18 protein-coding genes are annotated in these 18,861 nt (G+C 64.2%); 12 read left to right on the top strand and 6 right to left on the bottom strand.

Annotated elements, in window-relative coordinates; translation table 11 throughout:
• The first annotated feature begins 138 nt into the window (after positions 1-138).
• From lpxC to QAZ22_RS16410, 7 genes are all read left to right on the top strand, one after another.
• Positions 139-1,074, top strand: a complete 936-nt coding sequence (lpxC, locus tag QAZ22_RS16380; protein ID WP_278201794.1) for a UDP-3-O-acyl-N-acetylglucosamine deacetylase — start codon at positions 139-141, stop codon at positions 1,072-1,074.
• A 203-nt stretch (positions 1,075-1,277) separates the two neighbouring features.
• Positions 1,278-2,147, top strand: a complete 870-nt coding sequence (locus tag QAZ22_RS16385; RefSeq protein ID WP_278201795.1) for an outer membrane protein assembly factor BamD — start codon at positions 1,278-1,280, stop codon at positions 2,145-2,147.
• 10 nt (positions 2,148-2,157) lie between these two features.
• Entirely contained in the window at positions 2,158-3,831 is a 1,674-nt protein-coding gene (gene recN / locus QAZ22_RS16390) for a DNA repair protein RecN (RefSeq protein WP_278201796.1), read from the top strand.
• A 246-nt stretch (positions 3,832-4,077) separates the two neighbouring features.
• Entirely contained in the window at positions 4,078-6,285 is a 2,208-nt protein-coding gene (gene ligA / locus QAZ22_RS16395; RefSeq protein ID WP_278201797.1) for an NAD-dependent DNA ligase LigA, read from the top strand.
• A complete protein-coding gene (locus QAZ22_RS16400; protein WP_278201798.1) occupies positions 6,285-6,971 on the top strand; it encodes a TIGR02453 family protein in 687 nt (228 codons plus the stop codon). Before ligA ends, QAZ22_RS16400 begins: the two co-directional genes overlap by 1 nt.
• A gap of 206 nt (positions 6,972-7,177) precedes the next feature.
• On the top strand, positions 7,178-7,906 hold the full coding sequence (locus QAZ22_RS16405; RefSeq protein ID WP_278201799.1) for an AzlC family ABC transporter permease: 729 nt from the start codon (positions 7,178-7,180) through the stop codon (positions 7,904-7,906).
• Positions 7,903-8,199, top strand: a complete 297-nt coding sequence (locus QAZ22_RS16410) for an AzlD family protein (RefSeq protein WP_278201800.1) — start codon at positions 7,903-7,905, stop codon at positions 8,197-8,199. The genes QAZ22_RS16405 and QAZ22_RS16410 overlap by 4 nt, the downstream gene beginning before the upstream one ends.
• A gap of 1 nt (position 8,200) precedes the next feature.
• Here the strand turns inward: QAZ22_RS16410 and QAZ22_RS16415 are convergent, their stop codons facing one another.
• The 3 genes from QAZ22_RS16415 to QAZ22_RS16425 form a co-directional block, all read right to left on the bottom strand.
• Complete coding sequence (locus tag QAZ22_RS16415; RefSeq protein ID WP_278201801.1) at positions 8,201-10,045, bottom strand: aminopeptidase P family protein; 1,845 nt, start codon at positions 10,043-10,045, stop codon at positions 8,201-8,203.
• 153 nt (positions 10,046-10,198) lie between these two features.
• Positions 10,199-11,071 carry a 50S ribosomal protein L11 methyltransferase gene (locus QAZ22_RS16420; protein WP_278201802.1) on the bottom strand — a complete coding sequence of 291 codons (873 nt, stop codon included), beginning with the start codon at positions 11,069-11,071 and terminating at the stop codon, positions 10,199-10,201.
• 78 nt (positions 11,072-11,149) lie between these two features.
• Positions 11,150-11,734, bottom strand: a complete 585-nt coding sequence (locus QAZ22_RS16425; protein ID WP_278201803.1) for an SCO family protein — start codon at positions 11,732-11,734, stop codon at positions 11,150-11,152.
• Between the two features lie 223 nt (positions 11,735-11,957).
• Between QAZ22_RS16425 and QAZ22_RS16430 the strand changes: the two genes are divergently transcribed.
• The 3 genes from QAZ22_RS16430 (at position 11,958) to QAZ22_RS16440 (ending at position 13,870) form a co-directional block, all read left to right on the top strand.
• Complete coding sequence (locus tag QAZ22_RS16430; RefSeq protein WP_278201804.1) at positions 11,958-12,443, top strand: CreA family protein; 486 nt, start codon at positions 11,958-11,960, stop codon at positions 12,441-12,443.
• 52 nt (positions 12,444-12,495) lie between these two features.
• A complete protein-coding gene (locus tag QAZ22_RS16435; protein ID WP_278201805.1) occupies positions 12,496-13,137 on the top strand; it encodes a DapH/DapD/GlmU-related protein in 642 nt (213 codons plus the stop codon).
• 304 nt (positions 13,138-13,441) lie between these two features.
• Positions 13,442-13,870 carry a low affinity iron permease family protein gene (locus tag QAZ22_RS16440; RefSeq protein WP_278207864.1) on the top strand — a complete coding sequence of 143 codons (429 nt, stop codon included), beginning with the start codon at positions 13,442-13,444 and terminating at the stop codon, positions 13,868-13,870.
• A gap of 39 nt (positions 13,871-13,909) precedes the next feature.
• Here the strand turns inward: QAZ22_RS16440 and QAZ22_RS16445 are convergent, their stop codons facing one another.
• Entirely contained in the window at positions 13,910-14,776 is an 867-nt protein-coding gene (locus QAZ22_RS16445; protein ID WP_278201806.1) for an SDR family NAD(P)-dependent oxidoreductase, read from the bottom strand.
• Positions 14,777-14,972: 196 nt separating this feature from the next.
• Between QAZ22_RS16445 and QAZ22_RS16450 the strand changes: the two genes are divergently transcribed.
• Positions 14,973-15,254 carry a hypothetical protein gene (locus tag QAZ22_RS16450; RefSeq protein WP_278201807.1) on the top strand — a complete coding sequence of 94 codons (282 nt, stop codon included), beginning with the start codon at positions 14,973-14,975 and terminating at the stop codon, positions 15,252-15,254.
• 63 nt (positions 15,255-15,317) lie between these two features.
• Here the strand turns inward: QAZ22_RS16450 and QAZ22_RS16455 are convergent, their stop codons facing one another.
• Complete coding sequence (locus tag QAZ22_RS16455; protein WP_278201808.1) at positions 15,318-15,893, bottom strand: TMEM175 family protein; 576 nt, start codon at positions 15,891-15,893, stop codon at positions 15,318-15,320.
• A 142-nt stretch (positions 15,894-16,035) separates the two neighbouring features.
• Here QAZ22_RS16455 and QAZ22_RS16460 point away from each other — a divergent pair, with 142 nt between their 5' ends.
• Positions 16,036-17,244 carry an MFS transporter gene (locus QAZ22_RS16460; protein WP_278201809.1) on the top strand — a complete coding sequence of 403 codons (1,209 nt, stop codon included), beginning with the start codon at positions 16,036-16,038 and terminating at the stop codon, positions 17,242-17,244.
• 22 nt (positions 17,245-17,266) lie between these two features.
• On the opposite strand, the gene QAZ22_RS16465 is transcribed toward QAZ22_RS16460, so the two are convergent.
• The gene (locus QAZ22_RS16465; RefSeq protein ID WP_278201810.1) at positions 17,267-18,739 is read right to left on the bottom strand and encodes an MATE family efflux transporter; all 1,473 of its coding nucleotides are present in this window, start codon (positions 18,737-18,739) and stop codon (positions 17,267-17,269) included.
• Positions 18,740-18,861 lie beyond the last annotated feature (122 nt).

Consider the following 18,861-nt stretch of genomic DNA (forward strand, 5'->3'; position numbering starts at 1 on the left):
TGCCTGCCGATCATATCAGAGCCGCATGCCTTGTTCATTTTGCCGCATTTGCTGCGGACGTCAGGTGATCCATCTGGCTGAAAATGCTCAAGAGTCTGACAAAGCGGACGCTGGCAGCTAGGGCTTACGGGGTTTGTCTTGCACGACTATCAGACGACAGTTAAAGCGCGCGTGACGTTGACCGGCACGGGCGTGCACAGCGGCAGGCCCGTCACCGTTCATTTCCTGCCCGCAGACGCCGACACCGGTATCGTGTTCCACCTTTCCACCGGCGATCAAAGCCGTGAATTCCGCGCGTTGGTCTCCGAGGTCGGCGCCACCGACCTTTGCACCATGCTCGGTGATCCGGACGGCGAGCATATCGGAACCGTCGAGCACCTGATGGCGACGGTGTTCGGACTTGGCATCGACAACCTCATCATCGAGATCGACGGCTCGGAAGTCCCCATTCTCGACGGCAGCGCCATGGCCTTTGTCGAGGCGTTCGATCAGGCGGGCATCGAGACGCTTTCGGTCAGGCGTCGCTATATACGCGTGGTCAAGCCGGTTCGCATCGAGGCCGGCGCATCATGGGCGGAGTTCCGCCCCTATGACGGCACGCGCTTCGAGGTCGAGATCGATTTCGAGAGCCCGGCCATCGGCCGCCAGCTCTTTGCCTCCGACATCAACCCCGACATCTTCCGCCACGACATCGCGCGGGCCCGCACCTTCGGCTTCATGAAAGATGTCGAGCGGCTGTGGGCCGCAGGCTACGCGCTCGGCTCGTCGCTGGAAAACTCGCTGGTCATCGGCGACGATAACCGCGTCATCAATGTCGGCGGGCTGCGCTATCCGAACGAATTCGCCCGCCACAAGACGCTCGACGCCATGGGCGACCTGGCGCTGGCCGGCGCGCGCTTCATCGGCTGCTTCCGCTCCTATCGCGGCGGCCACCGGATGAATGCTGCGGCTCTGCGCCGCCTGCTGTCCGACCGCACGGCCTTCGAGATTGTCGAGACGCGACGCCGCGAGCGTGGTCGCGCCGCCGAGATGATCGCCGTCAGCGGGCCTGTCTACGCGCCCTGGGTGATCTGATTCTTAACGGTTTTCTGGCTTTGTAGGCGGAGCTTGTGTTGCATGGTTGCATCACAAGCCCGTGAAATCGCGCAGCTTTGGGCACGGCGCCAAACCGCCACAAAAATGCGCGATTGGCCGCAGATAGCGTTGCCGCATTAGGCAGTTATGGTTTATGGCTGCTGCCCCAGATCGAAATGACGCCGAAAGGGCGGAAATCAATCATGTTGCTTAAGCGAGTTGGTCAATCGAATGCGCCGCGTAGGGCTGTTTTCCTGGCGTTTTCGTTGATCGCCCCTTCGCTCGTGCTGTCAGCCTGCATGTCGTCCGAGAAGGATGTCAACCTGGCGACCTATGTCGACCAGACTGAGCCGGCCGACGTTCTTTACAACCAGGGCTTGGCCAACATGAACGCCGGCCGCCTCGACGAGGCGAGCAAGAAGTTCGACGCCGTCGACCGCCAGCATCCCTATTCGGAATTCGCCCGCAAATCGATGGTGATGGGTGCTTTCGCCGACTATCGCGCCGGCAACTATGACGAGGCGATCGGCACCGCCAAGCGCTATCTCACGCTCTACCCGTCGACCGACGATGCCGCCTACGCCCAGTATATAATCGGGTTGAGCTACTACCGGCAGATCAAGGACGTCACCCAGGACCAGAAGGAAGCGCGCCAGACGGTGCAGACCATGCAGGACCTGGTGACGCGCTGGCCGACCTCCGAATATGTCGACGACGCCAAGGACAAGATCCGCTTCGCCACCGACCAGCTCGCCGGCAAGGAGATGCAGATCGGCCGCTATTATCTCGAACGGCGCGAATATATCGCCGCCGTCAAGCGCTTCCGTACAGTGGTCGAGACCTACTCCAACACACGCCATGTCGAGGAGGCGCTCGCGCGCCTGACCGAAGCTTATTATGCGATGGGCCTGACCTCGGAAGCGCAGACGGCCGCGGCGGTGCTCGGCCACAACTATCCAGACAGCCAGTGGTACAAGGATTCCTACAAGCTCCTGCAGAGCAATGGGCTTGAACCACGCGAGAATGCCGGGTCGTGGATCTCCAAGGCCGGGAAGCTGATCACCGGCGCCTGAAGCTTCCCTGATGCTGTCCAGACTGTCGATCCGCGATATCGTCCTGATCGAGAAGCTGGACATCGACTTCCTGCCTGGGCTCTCCGTGCTGACCGGCGAGACCGGGGCCGGCAAATCGATCCTGCTCGATGCACTGTCGCTGGCGCTTGGCGCGCGCGGCGACGCTTCGCTGGTCCGTCATGGCGCGACACAGGGCCAGGTCATTGCCGTGTTCGACGTGCCGCGCAATCATCCGGCGCGCGCGCTGCTCGCCGAAAACGACATCGAGGACGATGGCGACGTCATCCTGCGGCGCGTGCAGACCGCCGATGGCCGCACGCGCGTCTTCGTCAACGACCAGCCGTCCAGCGTGACCCTGATGCGCGACGTTGGCCGAGCCTTGGTCGAGATTCATGGCCAGCATGACGAGCGCGCGCTTGTCGATCCCGGCGCGCATCGCGAGTTGCTTGACAGCTTTGGCGGTCATCTTGGCGCCGTGCGCGGCAACGGCGAGGCTTGGCGCTACTGGCGAAGCTGCGAGCAGGAGCTTTCCCGGCATCGCGCCAAGGTCGAGGCGGCGGCGCGCGAGGCGGATTATCTCAGAGCGTCCGTCGCCGAGCTGGCGAAGCTCGATCCGCAGCCGGGCGAGGAAACCGAGCTGGCAGAACTGCGCGCCCAGATGATGCGCGCCGAAAAGATCGCTTCCGAGATCCACGATGCACAGGACGTGTTGTCGGGGCCGTCCTCGCCCTTGCCGCAGCTCGCCAGCCTGCTGCGCAGGCTGCAGCGCAAGTCGGGCGAGGTGCCGGGCCTGCTCGACGAGGTGGTGAAGTCGCTGGACGAGGCGATGATCTCGCTCGACGCGGCGCAGTCCGGCGTCGAGACGGCGCTTCGCGCCACCGAATACGATCCGCAGCGCCTGGAAAAGGCCGAGGAGCGGTTGTTCTCGCTGCGCGCGGCCTCGCGCAAGCACAATGTCGCGGTCGACGACCTGGCGCAGCTGCGCGACACGATGGCGGCCGACCTCGCCGACCTCGACGCCGGCGAGGAGCGGCTACACGGACTGGAGAAGCAAGCCGCCGCCGCGCGCGAGGCTTACGACATTTCCGCGGCGCAACTCTCTTCGCTGCGCCACGCGGCGGCGGTCGGGCTGACCAAGGCGGTGATGGCGGAACTGCCGGCGCTCAAGCTCGAGCGGGCCGAGTTCATCGTCGAGATGCTGAGCGACGCCGAAAGTCGCATGGAAGAAGGCATAGACCAGGTCGAGTTCTGGGTGCGCACCAATCCGGGTACAAGGCCGGGACCGATGATGAAGGTCGCGTCGGGCGGCGAGCTGTCGCGCTTCCTTCTGGCGCTGAAAGTGGCGCTGGCCGACCGCGGCTCGGCGCCGACCCTGGTTTTCGACGAGATCGACACCGGTGTCGGCGGCGCGGTGGCCGACGCCATCGGCCAGCGGCTGGCCAGGTTGTCGAAGCGGGTGCAGGTGCTTTCGGTCACGCATGCGCCGCAGGTGGCGGCGCGCGCCGCCACACACTTCCTCATCTCGAAATCCGGCGGCAAGGACCGTGTCGCCACCGGCATCGCCGAAATGGACCGCGCGGCGCGCCAGGAAGAGATCGCGCGTATGCTGGCCGGCGCCACCATCACGGATGAAGCGCGCGCCGCGGCGGAACGCCTGCTGCGCGAGAACACGGCGGCAGCCTAAAGCGCGTCGCGATCTTTCAGATTCGCGCCATGCGCTTTAGGTTTCTGATTTCACGCATGTCTTTGTCCCGAAACCGGTTCCCACTTTCGGGGACATGCTTTTAGGCGGCTTGAATTCTTTCACGTTCGGAAGATGAGTCAGCAGATGGCTGCATCCTGCTGTTCAGGAATGATTTTTGCGCAAGCCGACTCCCTGCCGACGATTCCTGATTTATAGTGGCCCGCCATAATTCGAGGACCGCACTTCATGTCGGAAAAACCAGTCGAATCGCTGAGCGAAAGCGAGGCCGCGGATGAGTTGAAGCGGCTGGCCGCGGAGATCGCCGAGCACGACCGGCGCTACCACACCGAAGACGCGCCGACGATTTCGGACGCCGAGTATGACGCGCTGGCGCGGCGCAACCTCGCGATAGAGGAACGCTTTCCCGATCTCGTGCGCGAGGATTCGCCGTCGCGGCGGGTCGGCGCACCGCCTGCGGAAGGCTTTACCAAGGTGCGCCACGCGGTGCCGATGCTGAGCCTCGCCAAAGCCTATACCGACCAGGACGTCGCCGATTTCATCGAGCGCGGCCGGCGCTTCTTCGACCGCGACAAGGACCTCGACATCGCCTTCACCGCGGAGCCCAAGATCGACGGGTTGTCGGCCTCGCTGCGCTATGAAAACGGCGTGTTCGTGCAGGGCGCGACGCGCGGCGACGGCGCCGTCGGCGAGGACATCACCGCCAATCTGAAGACGATTGCCGATATTCCGAAGAAGCTGCACGGCTCGGGCTGGCCGGAGGTCATCGAGATCCGCGGCGAGGTGTACATGACCTATGCGGAGTTCGAGGCGCTGAAGGAACGCTCGGCGGCCGTCGGCGGCCAGGACTATGTCAATCCGCGCAACACGGCGGCCGGATCGCTGCGCCAGAAGGATCCCTCGGTCACCGCCAGCCGCAACCTGAAATTCTTCGCCTATGCCTGGGGCTATACGACGGCGGATCCGGCTCCGACCCAGTACGATTCCGTGCAGAAGTTCAAGGAGTGGGGGTTCAAGGTCAGCCCGCTGATGGTGCGCGCGAAGTCGATAGACGAACTCATTGCCCACTACCATCGCATCGAGGAGCAGCGCTCCTCGCTCGGCTACGACATCGACGGCGTCGTCTACAAGATCGACCAGCTCGAGCTGCAGCGCCGCTGGGGGTTCGTCACGGGTGAGCCGCGCTGGGCGGTCGCCCACAAATTTCCAGCCGAACAGGCGATGACGACGGTGCAGAGGATCGACATCCAGGTTGGACGCACCGGCACGCTGGCGCCGGTGGCCCGGCTTGCGCCCGTGACGGTCGGCGGCGTGGTGGTCGAGAACGTGACGCTGCACAATGAAGACTACATCAAGGGCTTCGACAGCAACGGCCAGCCGATCCGCGACGGCATCGACGTGCGTATCGGCGACACGGTGGTGATCCAGCGGGCGGGCGACGTCATTCCGCAGATCGTCAGCGTCGTCATCGACAAGCGGCCGGCCGCCGCGGTGCCTTACGAGTTCCCGCATACCTGCCCGGTCTGCGGCTCGCCGGCGACGCGCGAGATCAACGAGAAGACCGGCAAGGAGGATTCCCGCCGGCGCTGCACCGGCGAGTTGATCTGCGCCGCGCAAGCGGTGGAAGGATTGCGCCATTTCGTGTCGCGCGGCGCGCTCGATATCGAAGGCCTGGGCGCTGAAAACATCGACCTCTTCTTCAATGCCGGGCTGGTCAAGACGGCGGCCGATATCTTCACGCTGAAGGACCGCCGGCCGGCCGTCACCAAGGCGCTGGCCGAGCGGCGCGAAGAGCAGGCGAGGCTGCGCGAGGAGGCATCGGGCAAGACGCGCAAGAATGTGCGCAGCATCGAGGAGCGCAACTACGAAGGGCTGGACAAGCTGTTTGCCGCTATCGACGCGCGCCGCGAGCCGGAGCTCGACCGCTTCATCTTCGCGCTCGGCATTCGTCATATCGGCGAGACGACGGCCGCCGTGCTTGCCCGCCAGTTCTCGACAATCGAAGAACTGATCCGTGTCGGCAAGGAGACGGCAAAGGCGGAGGATCCGCACGACGTCTTCCCGTCGATCAACGGCATCGGCGACACGGTGATCAACGCGCTGCGGGATTTCTTCGGCAACGAGCGCAACGACGATGTGCTCGACGCGCTGCTCGCGCAAGTCCATCCGAAGCCGTATGTCATGGAGATCTCGGCCGGCAGCGAGGTCTCCGGCAAGACGGTGGTGTTCACCGGCACGCTGGAAAAGATGACGCGCTCCGAGGCCAAGGCGATGGCCGAGCGCCTTGGCGCCAAGGTCGCGGGCTCGGTTTCGGCCAAGACCGACCTAGTCGTCGCAGGTCCCGGCGCCGGCTCCAAGCTCAAAACGGCGACCGATCTCGGCATCGAGGTTATCGACGAGGACACCTGGCTGCAGCGCATCGGCAGGGGCGGCTGATGGCGGGCGCGTTCAAAGGTTTTGGCGAGAAGGCCATCCCGTTCCTGAAGGCGCTCGATTTCCACCAGAGCCGCGAGTGGTTCCAGGAAAACCGCGACCTCTACGAGAGCCAATTGCACGAGCCGTTCTGCGATCTCGTCGAGACGCTCAGCGAGCGTTTTGCGGCGGCGAGACTTGGCCTGCGCGGCGACCGCAAGAAATCGCTTTTCCGCATCAATCGCGACGTGCGCTTTTCCAAGGACAAGCGACCCTACAACCGGCATCTATCGGCCATCCTTTCGCCGGACGGCACCAAGATGGAGCAGGGCGTATTCTACGTGCATATCGGATTGGAGCGCTGCTTTGCCGGCGTCGCTTGGTGGCAGCCGGGGCCTGAACTGCTGCAGGCGATGCGCAAGGCGATCGTGACGAAGCCGGCGGCGTTCCGTGGCACGGTGGCGGCGCTGAAGAAGGGCGGCCTCGCGCTCGATTCGGAAGATCGCCTGAAGCGCGCGCCGCGCGGCTTCGAGGACGTCACCGATGACGATCTCGCCCAGGCGGTGCGCAACCGGCATTTCGTGGTCCGGCACGAGATCGATCCGACGACGATTTACTCGGCCGGGCTGGTCGACGATCTCGTCGATTTCACCTCGCGCGCCAGGCCGCTGCTCGATTGGGGCAGGGCGATTCAGGGCAAGACCGGATAACCGGAAATCCTTCGCGATCAGTTCCGCTGATCGTCGGCTCAAGCGAATTGGTGTGACAAGGAGGGCGACGCTCCCTACATCAAACCGTCTGAAGCGCGTCACCTGAAACGGGTTCAGGCGACGCGCTTCAAGTCCTTGTTTTGATGCATGTCGTTATCCCAGAACCGCTGCGCACTTCTGGGCGACATGCAAAAGGGAGCAGTTGGATGTCAGCGGAAGCAATCTCCGAAGGCCGTGCGCAGAGCGATTTCTGGGAAGGCGTGCGGCTGTCGATGCCGGTGGTCGTCGCCTCGGCGCCGTTCGCGGTGCTGTTCGGCGCTTTAGCGGTCGACAACGGCCTTTCCGTTCTCGAAGCCTTTCTGATGAGCGCCATGATCTATGGCGGCGCCAGCCAGATGGTTGGCATCGAGCTGTTCGGCCAGCATGTCGCGCCGTGGCTGGTCGTGCTGTCGATCTTCGCGGTGAATTTCCGCCACGTGCTCTATTCCGCCGGCATCGGCCGGCGCATCGCGCATTGGCCGGTGCTGCAGCAGGCGCTCGGCTACTTCATCCTGACCGATCCGCAATATGCGATCGCCGAGGCGAGGGCAGAGTCCGGCCGGCCGATCGGCTTCGTCTGGTATCTGGGACTCGGCCTGCCGGTCTATGTGTTCTGGGTGATCGAAAGCGGCCTGGGTGCGGTGTTCGGCAAGATGATCCCGGATACCCATGCGCTGGGTATCGATTTCCTGCTGCCGATCTATTTCCTCGGCCTCGTCATGGGCTTCCGCAAACGGCCGCTCTGGCTGCCGGTGGTCGCCGCGAGCGCGGCCGCCTCGATCGTCGCCTACAGGACGGTCGGCTCGCCATGGCATGTCTCGATCGGCGCGATCGCAGGCGTGCTCCTGGCGGTGATCCTGCCGCCGCATCACAGCGGCGTGGGGGAGCGGCCATGAGCACGACCTTCTGGATCATCCTTGCCGGCGCCATCGCCACCTATCTCACGCGCGTCGGCGGCCACCTCGTCATCTCGCGCTTCGAAAACATCCATCCGCGCGTCGAGGCGGGCTTGAACGCCGTGCCGGCCGCCGTGCTGACGACGCTGGTGGCGCCGGAACTCCTGCATGCCGGACCCGCCGAATGGGCGGCGCTGATCGTCACCGCGCTGGTGTCGTTGCGCGGCGGCCTGATGGCGATGTTTTTGGCGGGCACTGCCGCACTGATATTGGCGCGGCAGTTCGTGGGATAGGTCAGATCTTCGCGTCGTGCGGAAGCGGCGCGGTCGCCTTCTCCAGCCAAGCCAGCGTCTCGCCGTCCACCATCGGACCGATCTCGGCCAGGACTCGCGCGTGATACTGGTCGAGCCAGTGCAGTTCGTCGCGGGTCAGCAGATCGCTGCGGATAAGGCGCTTGTCGATCGGCGCCAGCGTCAGCGTCTCGAAGCCGTGCATGGCGATGTCGCCGCCCTCGATCTGCTCGGCGGACGTGACCAGGATAAGGTTCTCGATGCGGATGCCGTAGGAGCCTTCCTTGTAGTAGCCAGGTTCGTTGGACAGCATCATACCGGCAAGCAGCTTCTCGGTGCCGGTGCGGGCGATGCGCTGCGGGCCTTCATGCACGGCAAGATAGGAGCCGACGCCGTGACCGGTGCCATGGGCGAAGTCGCAGCCATACCTCCACAGCGCCATGCGGGCAACTGCATCGATTTCCGAGCCGCGCGTGCCGGCAGGGAAGCGCAGCGTCGAGATCCCGATCATGCCTTTCAGCACCAGGGTGAAGCGCTCGCGCATCTCCTCGGTCGGCTGGCCGATCGGCACGGTGCGGGTGATGTCGGTGGTGCCGTCCTGATATTGTCCGCCGGAATCGAGCAGGAACAACTCGCCGCTCTGAAGCTTGCGGCTGGTGGCGCGTGACACGCGATAATGCATGATGGCGCCGTTCGGGCCGGCGCCGGAAATGGTGTCGAAGGAGACGTCGCGCAGAGGCATCTGCGTTTCCTCGCCGGTCTGCTGGCGGATTTCTTCGAGCTTGGTCACAACGTCGATCTCGTCGAGCGTGTCCGGCTTCTGCCGGTCGAGCCAGCAGAGCAGCTTGGCGACCGCGGCACCGTCGCGACGATGCGCGGCGCGGCTGCCCGCGATCTCGGCCTGGCTCTTGGTGGCGCGCGGGATGCGGGCCGGATCGGCGGCGGATATCACCTTGCCGCCATTGCTCTCGACCAGCATCTTCAGCTTTTCCGCAGCCAGCACCGGATCGAGCGCGATTTTTGCACCATCGTCGGCAAGCCCAGCGATGGCTGCTTCGAACTCGCCCGGATCGTGCAGGTCGGCGAGCTGGGTGAGATAGGCCGCGACCTGACGCGAGAATTTGCGCGGGTCCATGAAGAGCTGGTGCTTGCCGTCGGCAGCCAGGATGGCGAAGCCTAAGGCCAGCGGCGTGTGCGCCACGTCGCCGCCACGGATGTTGAAGGCCCAGGCGATGGAGGAGGGGTCGGTCAGCACGGCGTGCGTCGCGCCGTCCTTTTCGATCGTGCCGGCCAGCCGCGCCAGCTTGTCCTTGGCAAGCTCGCCGGCAAAGGCGATCGGGTGGAGCTCCACCGGCGCGCGCGGCGGCTCCGGCTGGTCCTTCCAGATGAGGTCGATCGGGTTCTTGTCGAGCGGCACCAGCGTCGCGCCGGACTGCTCGGCCGATGCCCTCAGCAACTTGACCTCACCGATCGTATGCAGCCACGGATCGAAACCAAGCCTGGCGCCCTTGCCGAGATTGTCCTTGATCCAGGAGGCCGGCGGATTGTCGATAAGGCTTTCGATGGTGAAGATGGAAAGGTCGACCTCGCCGCGCACCTGCAGCGTGTAGCGGCCGTCGACGAAGATGAACGCGCGGTCGCGCAGGACGATTGCGACGCCGGCCGAGCCGGAAAAGCCGGTCAGCCATTTCAGCCGCGCCGAACGGTCGGCGACATACTCGCCCTGGTGCTCGTCGGCACGCGGCACCATGAAGCCGTCCAGGCCGTTCTCCACCAGCCACTGGCGCAGCATCGCCACGCGCGGCTTGCCGACAGCCGGATCGCCGGCGGAATCAAAGGTCTGGAACATTGTGGCATCTCCCTCGAATGGCTTGCCGCGACCCTAGAGCGGTTCACCGTTTCATGGAAACGGCTAACCGCTTCACACTTTTCGTGGAATTGCTGTAGCGCATACCCCTGGCAACCGGAATCGATTTCGGCAGGGCCAGAGTACGGCTGTGTCTCAGCGCTTGAGGTGGATCGTCACCCAGCCCTCGCGATGCAAGGTGCGGACGTGGCGGAAGCTCTGGCCGACATAGGCCGAGATCACCGCATCGCGCTGGCGGTCGAGGATGCCCGACAGCACCAGCGACCCGCCCAGCTTGACGTGCCTTGCCATCTCGGGAGCCAGCCGCATCAGCGGCCGTGCCAAAATGTTGGCGACGATCAGGTCGAAGGGCGCGCGCCTGGCGAAGATCGGGTGATGGAAGCCAGGCGCCGCCACCGTCTCGACCAGCGCCTTGACATGATTGAGGCGCGCATTGGCGGCGGCGACGCGAACCGCGACCGGGTCGATGTCGGTCGCCAGCACGGGGATATGCGCGAGCTTCGCCAGCGCTATCGCCAGCACGGCACTGCCGGTGCCGAGATCGAGCGCGTTGCGCGGCCGTTCGCGCAGCACCACCTGCTCCAGCATTTCGAGGCAGCCGGCGGTTGTGCCGTGATGGCCGGTGCCGAAGGCAAGGCCCGCCTCGATCTCGATAGCGAGATCGCTGCTGTGGCGCTTGCCGCGATCATGCGCGCCGTGGACGAAGAAACGTCCGGCGCGGACCGGCTTCAATCCTTCGAGCGAGCGCGCCACCCAGTCGATGTCGGGGAGCGTTTCGCGTTCGACCTGCTTCGGCAGGGCGAGTCCAGCGAGGATGTCGTTGATCCGGGCTTCGACGGCATCGACATCGCCATCGGCATAAAGCGACACTTCATGGATGTCGTTGGCCTCGTCGACCTCCAGCACGGCGAGCGGCAAGCCGTCATCCTCGAAAGCAGCGTCGAGCGCCGCGAAGATGCGGTCGGCCTCGGCCTTGCCCGCGGTGAAATGGAGCCTGGTCTGCCCCATCAGGGCGACTCATGTTCGAGCATGATCATTTTCGAGAACCGGTTCCCACTTCTTGCTACGCCGACCTTCGGTTCGGGATCATGCCTGGCCGCCCGCCGCAAGCCGCTTCAGCTTGGCAATCGCGGTGTCGGCGCTTTCGCCATAGGCGATGGTGCCGGCGAACTCGCCCTTGGCGTTGAGCAGCAGAACCGAGGCCGTGTGGTCCATCGTGTAGTCGCCGTCGCCGGTGTCGACCTTCCTCCAGTAGATGCCGAAGGCCTTTGCCATGGCGTGCACCTTGTCCGGATCGCCGGTGATGCCGGTGATGCGGTCGGAGAAATTGCTGACGTAGGAATTCATGATCTCCGGCGTGTCGCGCTCAGGATCCACCGTGACGAAGTAGGCGTTGAGGTTCTTGCCGTCGTCGCCCATCGTCTTCAGCCAGCCGGCCAGTTCGAAGAGCGTGGTAGGGCAGACTTCCGGGCAGTGGGTGAAGCCGAAGAAGACGACGCTCGGATGACCCCGGAACGCGGCCTCGGTGATCGGCGCTTTCTTCTGGTCGATCAACGTGAACGGCGCGCCGTACGGCTCGCCGCCGTAGTGGCCGCGGTACCAGTCGAAGGTGAGCCAGCCGATGCCCGCCGCCATCAGGACGAGAATGCCGACCAGGATTGAGCGCATCATCAGAAATTATCCGTCGTGATTGCCATGGCGTGCCGGATCGGGCGCGGGCCTGTTTCGACAGACAGTTCTAGCGGTTCGTCGCCACGGGCGCAAAGATGTCGCGTTGCCGCAACCGTGACGACCCGAATGGTGCACGAGGCCCAGCGCCGTGATCGAACGGCTTGCAAATGCCTCGGTCTTATCCCACCTGACATCGGCTAAACGCGAACCCGAGGAGGTCTCCTTGCGAAAACTGATCGGCTTATTCGCCGCATGTCTTGCCCTGAGCGCCGGCGCAGCGGTGGCGGACGAAGTCGGCAAAGTCGGCGTCGACTGGGTCGGCAACGACATCATGATCGACGCGATCAAGGACCCGAAAGTCGACGGCGTCACCTGCCATGTCGCCTATTTCGACCGCAGCATCATCGATCGATTGCACAAGGGCAATTGGTTCGAAGACCCGTCGGATTCGTCGATCTCATGCCGCCAGACCGGGCCGATCACCGTCGGCGACATCGACATGAGCGAAGGCGGCGAGGAGGTGTTCAAGCAGGGCCTCAGCCTGATCTGGAAGAAGCAGGTGGTGAACCGCATCTACGACAGGAAGAACGAGACGCTGATCTATCTGTCGCATTCGCGTCAGGTGCAGAACGGTTCGGCGAAGATGTCGGTCACCACCGTGCCTCTCTATGGCCAGAACGTCGTGTGGACGAAGGGCAAGCCGCAATAGGCTCCGACTGCTCCCGCTTGCGGGACCAATCGCTCGGGCGTAAAGCCGCGCCATGGACCGCCCCGAACACCTCGTCCTGAAAGACCCTGAACCGCGCATCCATCCGACGGCGGAGCTGAAGGGATGCAAGCTCGGTCGCTATGCCTCGATCGGCGAGCGGGTGATCCTGCGCGAGGTGACTGTCGGCGACTTTTCCTATTTCGAGCGCCACTCGGAAGCGATCTACACGACGATCGGCAAGTTCTGCTCGATCGCCGCCAACAGCCGCATCAACGCGCTCGAGCACCCGATCGAGCGGCTGACCCAGCACAAGGTCAGCTACCGGCCGAACGAGTATTTCCGCTGGCTCGGCGTCGATGCGGCGTTCCGCGAGCGGCGGCAGGCGAGGTCGGTCAGCATCGGCCACGATGTCTGGATCGGCCACGGCGCCGTGATCATGCCTGGCGTGACGATCGGCAACGGTGCCGTCATCGGTGCTAACGCCGTGGTGACGCATGACGTGCCGCCTTACGCGATCGTCGCCGGCGTTCCGGCCAAACCCCTGCGTCAGCGGTTCGCCGCCGACGTTGCGGTACGCATCGAGAGCCTCGCCTGGTGGGACTGGGCGCCAGAAAGACTCGCCAGGGCGATCCCGGACATGCAGTCGTTGCCGATCGAGGCCTTCCTCGATCGTTGGGAAGACGAAGCCTCCTGATCCGTCACGATTTCAGGAATCAGTGCCCCTTCCGCCATGCGGGGGTGGCGCGGCGGAAGGGGCTGGAGGTAAACCCGCTGTGAAGCGGAGCAGCAGGCTTCTTCACCTGCACCGAAACTATCGCAACAAACCCATAAGGTGGTTTTTCCTGAAGCTGCCCTTTTGGCGTGTGCTCAATTGTACAGGATACAGTCGCAAAAATACTGCCGGCAGGGAACCGGGAGCGGCTGCCGCCTGTTTTTGATCAGGATCTGTATTCAGCCCTCGGCCGAATCCAGAACGCTTGGCCATTCAAGGATTTTCGATGATTGAAAAGTTTTTCACCAGGATCGCCAATGCCGTGGCGCATCTCGCGGGGATGCCGCCGACATTTGCCTTGTGCGGGTTGGTCATTGTCGTTTGGGCTTTGAGCGGACCGGTCTTCGGCTTTTCGGATACTTGGCAGCTGGTCATCAACACCGGGACGACGATCGTCACCTTTCTGATGGTGTTCCTCATCCAAAACACGCAGAACCGCGATAGCGCCGCGATCCAGACCAAGCTCGACGAGCTGATCCGCGTCAGCCGCGCTCATAACACCTTCATTGGCATCGAGCATCTGACCGAATCCGAGGTCGAGGAGATCCGCGAAAAATGCGAAAAAGCCGCAAAGCGGCATGACCGGGAGGTTGCCGCCGTGACCGTCAAGAAGGCCGCCGGGCAAAAGCACGCCCCCAAAAAACACGCCGCTTGAGCGCCGCCTTATCGTTCGGGATGCGGCTCGTTCGGTGGCTCAGCCGTCCATAAAGGCCGCGAACGCATCCTTGTGATCGGGATGCCAGCGCGACAGGGCAGGGCGGTTTTCGATGATGTCGCCAATCGCCCAGGCCATGCGCTTTTCATCCGTGGGCCGCGCAACCTCGTTGTCCGGGCAAAGGATGTAGAAGTCGCCCTGCTTGAGCGACGCCAGCATGAAATCGATCACCTGCTCGCCCGTCCAGGCGCCGGCCGGCTTTTCCGTCGCGCCCTCGGTCAAGCCGGTATAGGTGAAGCCCGGGATGAGCAAATGCGCGGAAACCTTTGCTCCGGGTTCGTTGCGCAGCGCATGGGCCAGGCCTTCGGTGAATGTCTTCACGCCAGCCTTGGAGACGTTGTAGGCGAGATTGCCGGGCGGCGTCGTGATGCCCTGCTTGGAGCCTGTATTGATGATCAGGCTAGGCTTATCCCCGGCCAGCATGCGCGGCGCGAAGGCCTCGACGCCGTGCACGACGCCCCAGAAATTGATGTCCAGCAGCCGCTTCCAGGCGTCGCGGTTTTCCCACGGCTTGCCCGGATTGTTGCCGACGCCGGCATTGTTCATCAGGACCGAGACGGCGCCGAATGCACCGTAAGCGAGTTCGGCCAGGCGGTCGACCTCGTCGGCCTTCGAGACGTCGGTTGGAATTGGGAGAACGGCATCGTCCCCGGCAATGTCGGCGACCGCCTGCCGGGCCTGGTCGAGGCGCACGCCGCCGATATCGGCAATGACCGTCTTCATGCCCATGGCCGCAAATCGTTTCACGGCGGCAAGGCCGATGCCGCTCGCGCCGCCGGTGACGACGGCGACATTGCCGGAAGCGAAAGCGGGCAGGGCGGTCTGGATTTCGGCGTCGCTGGTCATGGTCGATGTCCTTGTTCCGGGTCGAGCCGAACTTAACGCCAGTCGGGGCCGAGACAAGCCTCGATCGCCGCAGTAATTGACCGCGACAGCGGCAACGGGTTGACCGCGACAGCGGCAACGGGTTGACCGCGACAGCGGCAACGGGTTGACCGCGACAGCTGCCGGCGCGCATGCTGCCGCAAAAAGGAGTTGGGTATTGACCGATTGGATCGGCATCCTGAAGGAGCAGACCGCCACCGGCGAGCAGATGGGCCGCGACGTGCCGAAAATGCTTGCCAATCCCGATATCAGCGAGACACAGGTAAAGACGTTGTTCGCGGCGCTGGAGGAACAGGCTGACTTCGCCGAGAAGCTGCGTCTGGCGCTGGAGAAGTTCGGCCACGACTTTCCCGTCATCAAGGCGGCCGAGCGGCTGGAGGAGCGCTACGCCGACCTTGCCGCCTCGGCGGCCGAGAAGCTGAAGGCGATGAGGAAGTAGCGCGGTTTTTTCGCAATTTCCGAACAGGAAACCGCTACGCACTTTTTCCTGGAATCGCCCTGGCTATTTTTCGATTAGACGTTCGAAACGTTTGTCGGGCGCAAACCAGATGGTGGCCACCAGCACATAGATGGCCACGCCGATCCATTGGCTGACGAAGGTCAGCGCTATCCCGGCCAGATAAAGGGCCAGCGAAATCTTGCCCTTGCGGTCCTGGCCCAAGGCCCGGGCAAAGGTCGTCTCGGCGCCGTGCAGATGGCGCAGTTTGATGGCCAGGATGTTGTAGGCAACGGCGCAGAGCGCCAGATCGACGCCGTAGACGGCAACCGGCACCGGGGCGAAATGATTTTCGCCCATGAAGGCCGTGGTCACCGGCATCAGCGACAGCCAGAACAGAAGGTTGAGGTTGGCCCACAGGACGCGGCCGTCGACGCGTTGCACGGTGTGGAACATGTTGTGCAGATTGTTCCAGTAGATGCCGACATTGATGAAGGACAGCACGTAGCAGAAGAAGACCGGCCAAAGCGGCACCAGCGCGGCCAGGTCCTCGCCGTGCGGCACCTTCAATTCCAGCACCATGATGGTGATGATGATGGCGACGACGCCATCGGTGAATGCCTCGACCCGTCCCTTGCCCATGGTTCCTCCTTCGTCGGTTGACAGACGTTACGCAAGGATTTCGCGCAAGGCCATACTGCCAGAATTGTCAGGAGGGCGTTCGGAATGCGGGACGGCCGCCACTACATGAGTGTCGGGGCTTGCAAACTGGCCGGAGGTTCCGATGACCAGCTACGCTCAGACAATCACGCGCGACAATGAACTCAGCGGCGGCGGCGCGATGGCTGCCGTCGCCGCCATGATTGCAGCGCTCTTTGCCGGGAGCACGGCTTTGACGCCGCTCTATGTGATCTACAAACAGGCCTTCGGATTCTCGCAGATCACCCTGACATTGGTCTATGCCGTGTATGTGGTCGGGAATCTGGCGGCGCTGCTGTTTTTCGGCCGATTGTCGGATGTCATCGGCCGCCGCCCGGCGGCGATGGCGGCAATGGGCGTCGCCGTGATCAGCGCGCTGTTTTTCCTCTTTGCCGAAAACCTGGCTTGGCTCGACATCGCCCGTATCCTCAGCGGGCTCGGCATCGGGATCGGCGCGGGAACCGGAACTGCCTGGCTCGCCGAACTGATCGAAGGCGAGGACAAGTCGCGCGCCGCCATCATTGCCACCAGCACCAACTTCGTCGGCCTCGGGGCCGGTGCGTTGGCGTCGGGGCTGCTCGCCGAATACGCGCCCTGGCCGCTCAGGCTGACGTTCGCAGTCTATCTCGCCTTGCTTCTGCTGGTGACCCTCATGCTCTGGCGCACGCGAGAAACCGTGCCGCAAACCAGGCGGCTCGTCGAAATTTCGATGCGGCCGCGGCTTTCGGTTCCCGCCGGCATTCGCGCGCAATTCGTGGCGCCGGCGGTCACCGGCTTCGGCGCCATGGCGCTGGTCGGCTTCTATGCGGCGCTGGCGCCGAGCATCATGGCGCAGCAGCTTCACGTGACCAACCACGCCGAGGCCGGCGGGCTGTTCTTCGAACTGTCGATCGTGGCGGCCGCGACGATCCTGGCGACGGCACGACTGTCGAGCCGCTTCACGATGCTTGCCGCGCTCGTGTCAATGATCCCAACCGTGGCGCTGATCGTCGCGGCGCAGGTCTTCGCCTCCACGGCAGTCATGATCATCGGCACGGCGCTGTGCGGCGTTGCCGCCGCCTTCGGCTATCGTGGCGGCCTGCAAGTGGTAAACCACATAGCGCCGGCCGACCGCCGCGCCGAGGTGGTTTCGGCCTTCTTCGTCTGCTGCTTCTGCGGCAATGCGCTGCCGGTCATCGGCATCGGCGTGCTGTCGAGCCTGACCAGTGCTACCGTCGCAAGCCTGGCCTTTGCCGGCATGATCACGATCTTCGCGCTGGTGGCGCTGGGGTTCGGCCTGCGCTACGCGAGGTGATGTCGAACAGCGCAGCGATGCCTCAGCCGTTCGGCGTTTCGGGCGAAAGGTGCGCGCGCTGGCGCGGCACGCCGAGGCCGGTGTCCGGAGGCTCGCCCGCGGCCGGCCGCCCCTCGATCATTTGCATGACCCGCCAACGGCCGAAACGATAATAGGCGGCGGCCAGCATGAGCGAAGTTATCGAGCCAGCCGGGAAACTCCACCAAAGCGCCTCCTGGCCGATCACGCTCCTGAAGGAATAGGCGAAGCCGGTACGAACGATCAGCACCGAGATGATCAGGATGATGAGCGGCGGCATGACGGCGCCGGTGGCGCGCACCGTGGCAAACAGCACGATGGTGATGCCGAACAGGATGAAGGACCACGACGCCACCTTGTTGATGTGGGCGGCGATGTCGATCGCCGTGCTGTCGCCGGTCAGGAACAGGCTGAGCACCGCGCGATCGAAAACGAACAGCAGCGCCACCAGCGCGCCGGTGAGCACGAGGTTGAACCCGACTCCCGAAGCGGCGACCCTACCGATGCGATCCCAGCGCCCGGCGCCGACATTCTGCGCCGCCATCGAGGAGACTGCGGCGCCGATGGCCAGAGCCGGCATCTGGATATAGGTCCAGAGCTGCGCCGCGATGCCGTAGGCCGCTGCGACCTGCGAGCCGTAGGAATTGACGATCCCCATCACGGTCAGCGCCGCGGCCGAGATGACGATCATCTGCAGGCCCATCGGCACGCCCTTGAAGACGACGATGCGCAAAAGCGCCGGGTCCGGCTTGAGCAGGGCGAGGTCGCCGCCCGCCAGCCGCAGCGGATTCTTGCGCGCATAGAGCACGATCAGGATGGCGACCACGCTCACCGTCTGGCCGATCAGCGTCGAGGTGGCTGAACCGACAATGCCGAGCTCGGGGAAGGGGCCGATGCCGCGGATCAGCAGCGGGTTCAAAACGACGTCGAGCACGACCGCCAGCGCCATGAAGACAAACGGCGTGCGCGAATCGCCAGCGCCGCGCAGCACGGTCATGACAAAGGACAACAGGTTCATCATCGGCACGGCGACGAAGATGATGCGCAGATAGGCGCGCGCCAGCGGCAAGGCGTCCGCCGGCGTGCCGAGCCCGGTGAGGATGGCGTCGACCCAGATCCAGCCGCAGACCGCGAACACCATCGAGACGAGGAAGAAGAAGGTCGCGCTGGTGCCGACGATACGCCGCGCCTCGGCCAAGTCGCGGGCGCCGACGGACTGCGCGACCAGGATGGTCGCCGCCATGCCGATGCCGAACACCGTGCCGAGGATCAGGAACAGCACCAGATTGGCGTTCGAGGTCGCGGTCAGCGCCGCCTCGCCGAGGAAGCGCCCGACCCAGACGGCGTTGATCGAGCCGTTGAGCGACTGCAGCACGTTGGAGCCGAGCACCGGCAAGGCAAACAAAAGCAGCGTGCGCGGAATCGGGCCGCTGGTCAGGTCGCCGGTCCGCCGGCGAGCGGGCTTGTCGTCATCCATGTTGTTATCCATGGTGGGGCGGGCACCGAAAATGAATCAGGCCCGCGATGCTATCGCAGGCCTGATGGTGATGCATCCCTTGCGGGTTGGATGCCTCGTGGCACCCGACCCGATGAACGATG

The sequence above is a fragment of the Mesorhizobium sp. WSM4906 genome (assembly GCF_029674625.1).
Classification (GTDB): Bacteria; Pseudomonadota; Alphaproteobacteria; order Rhizobiales; family Rhizobiaceae; genus Mesorhizobium.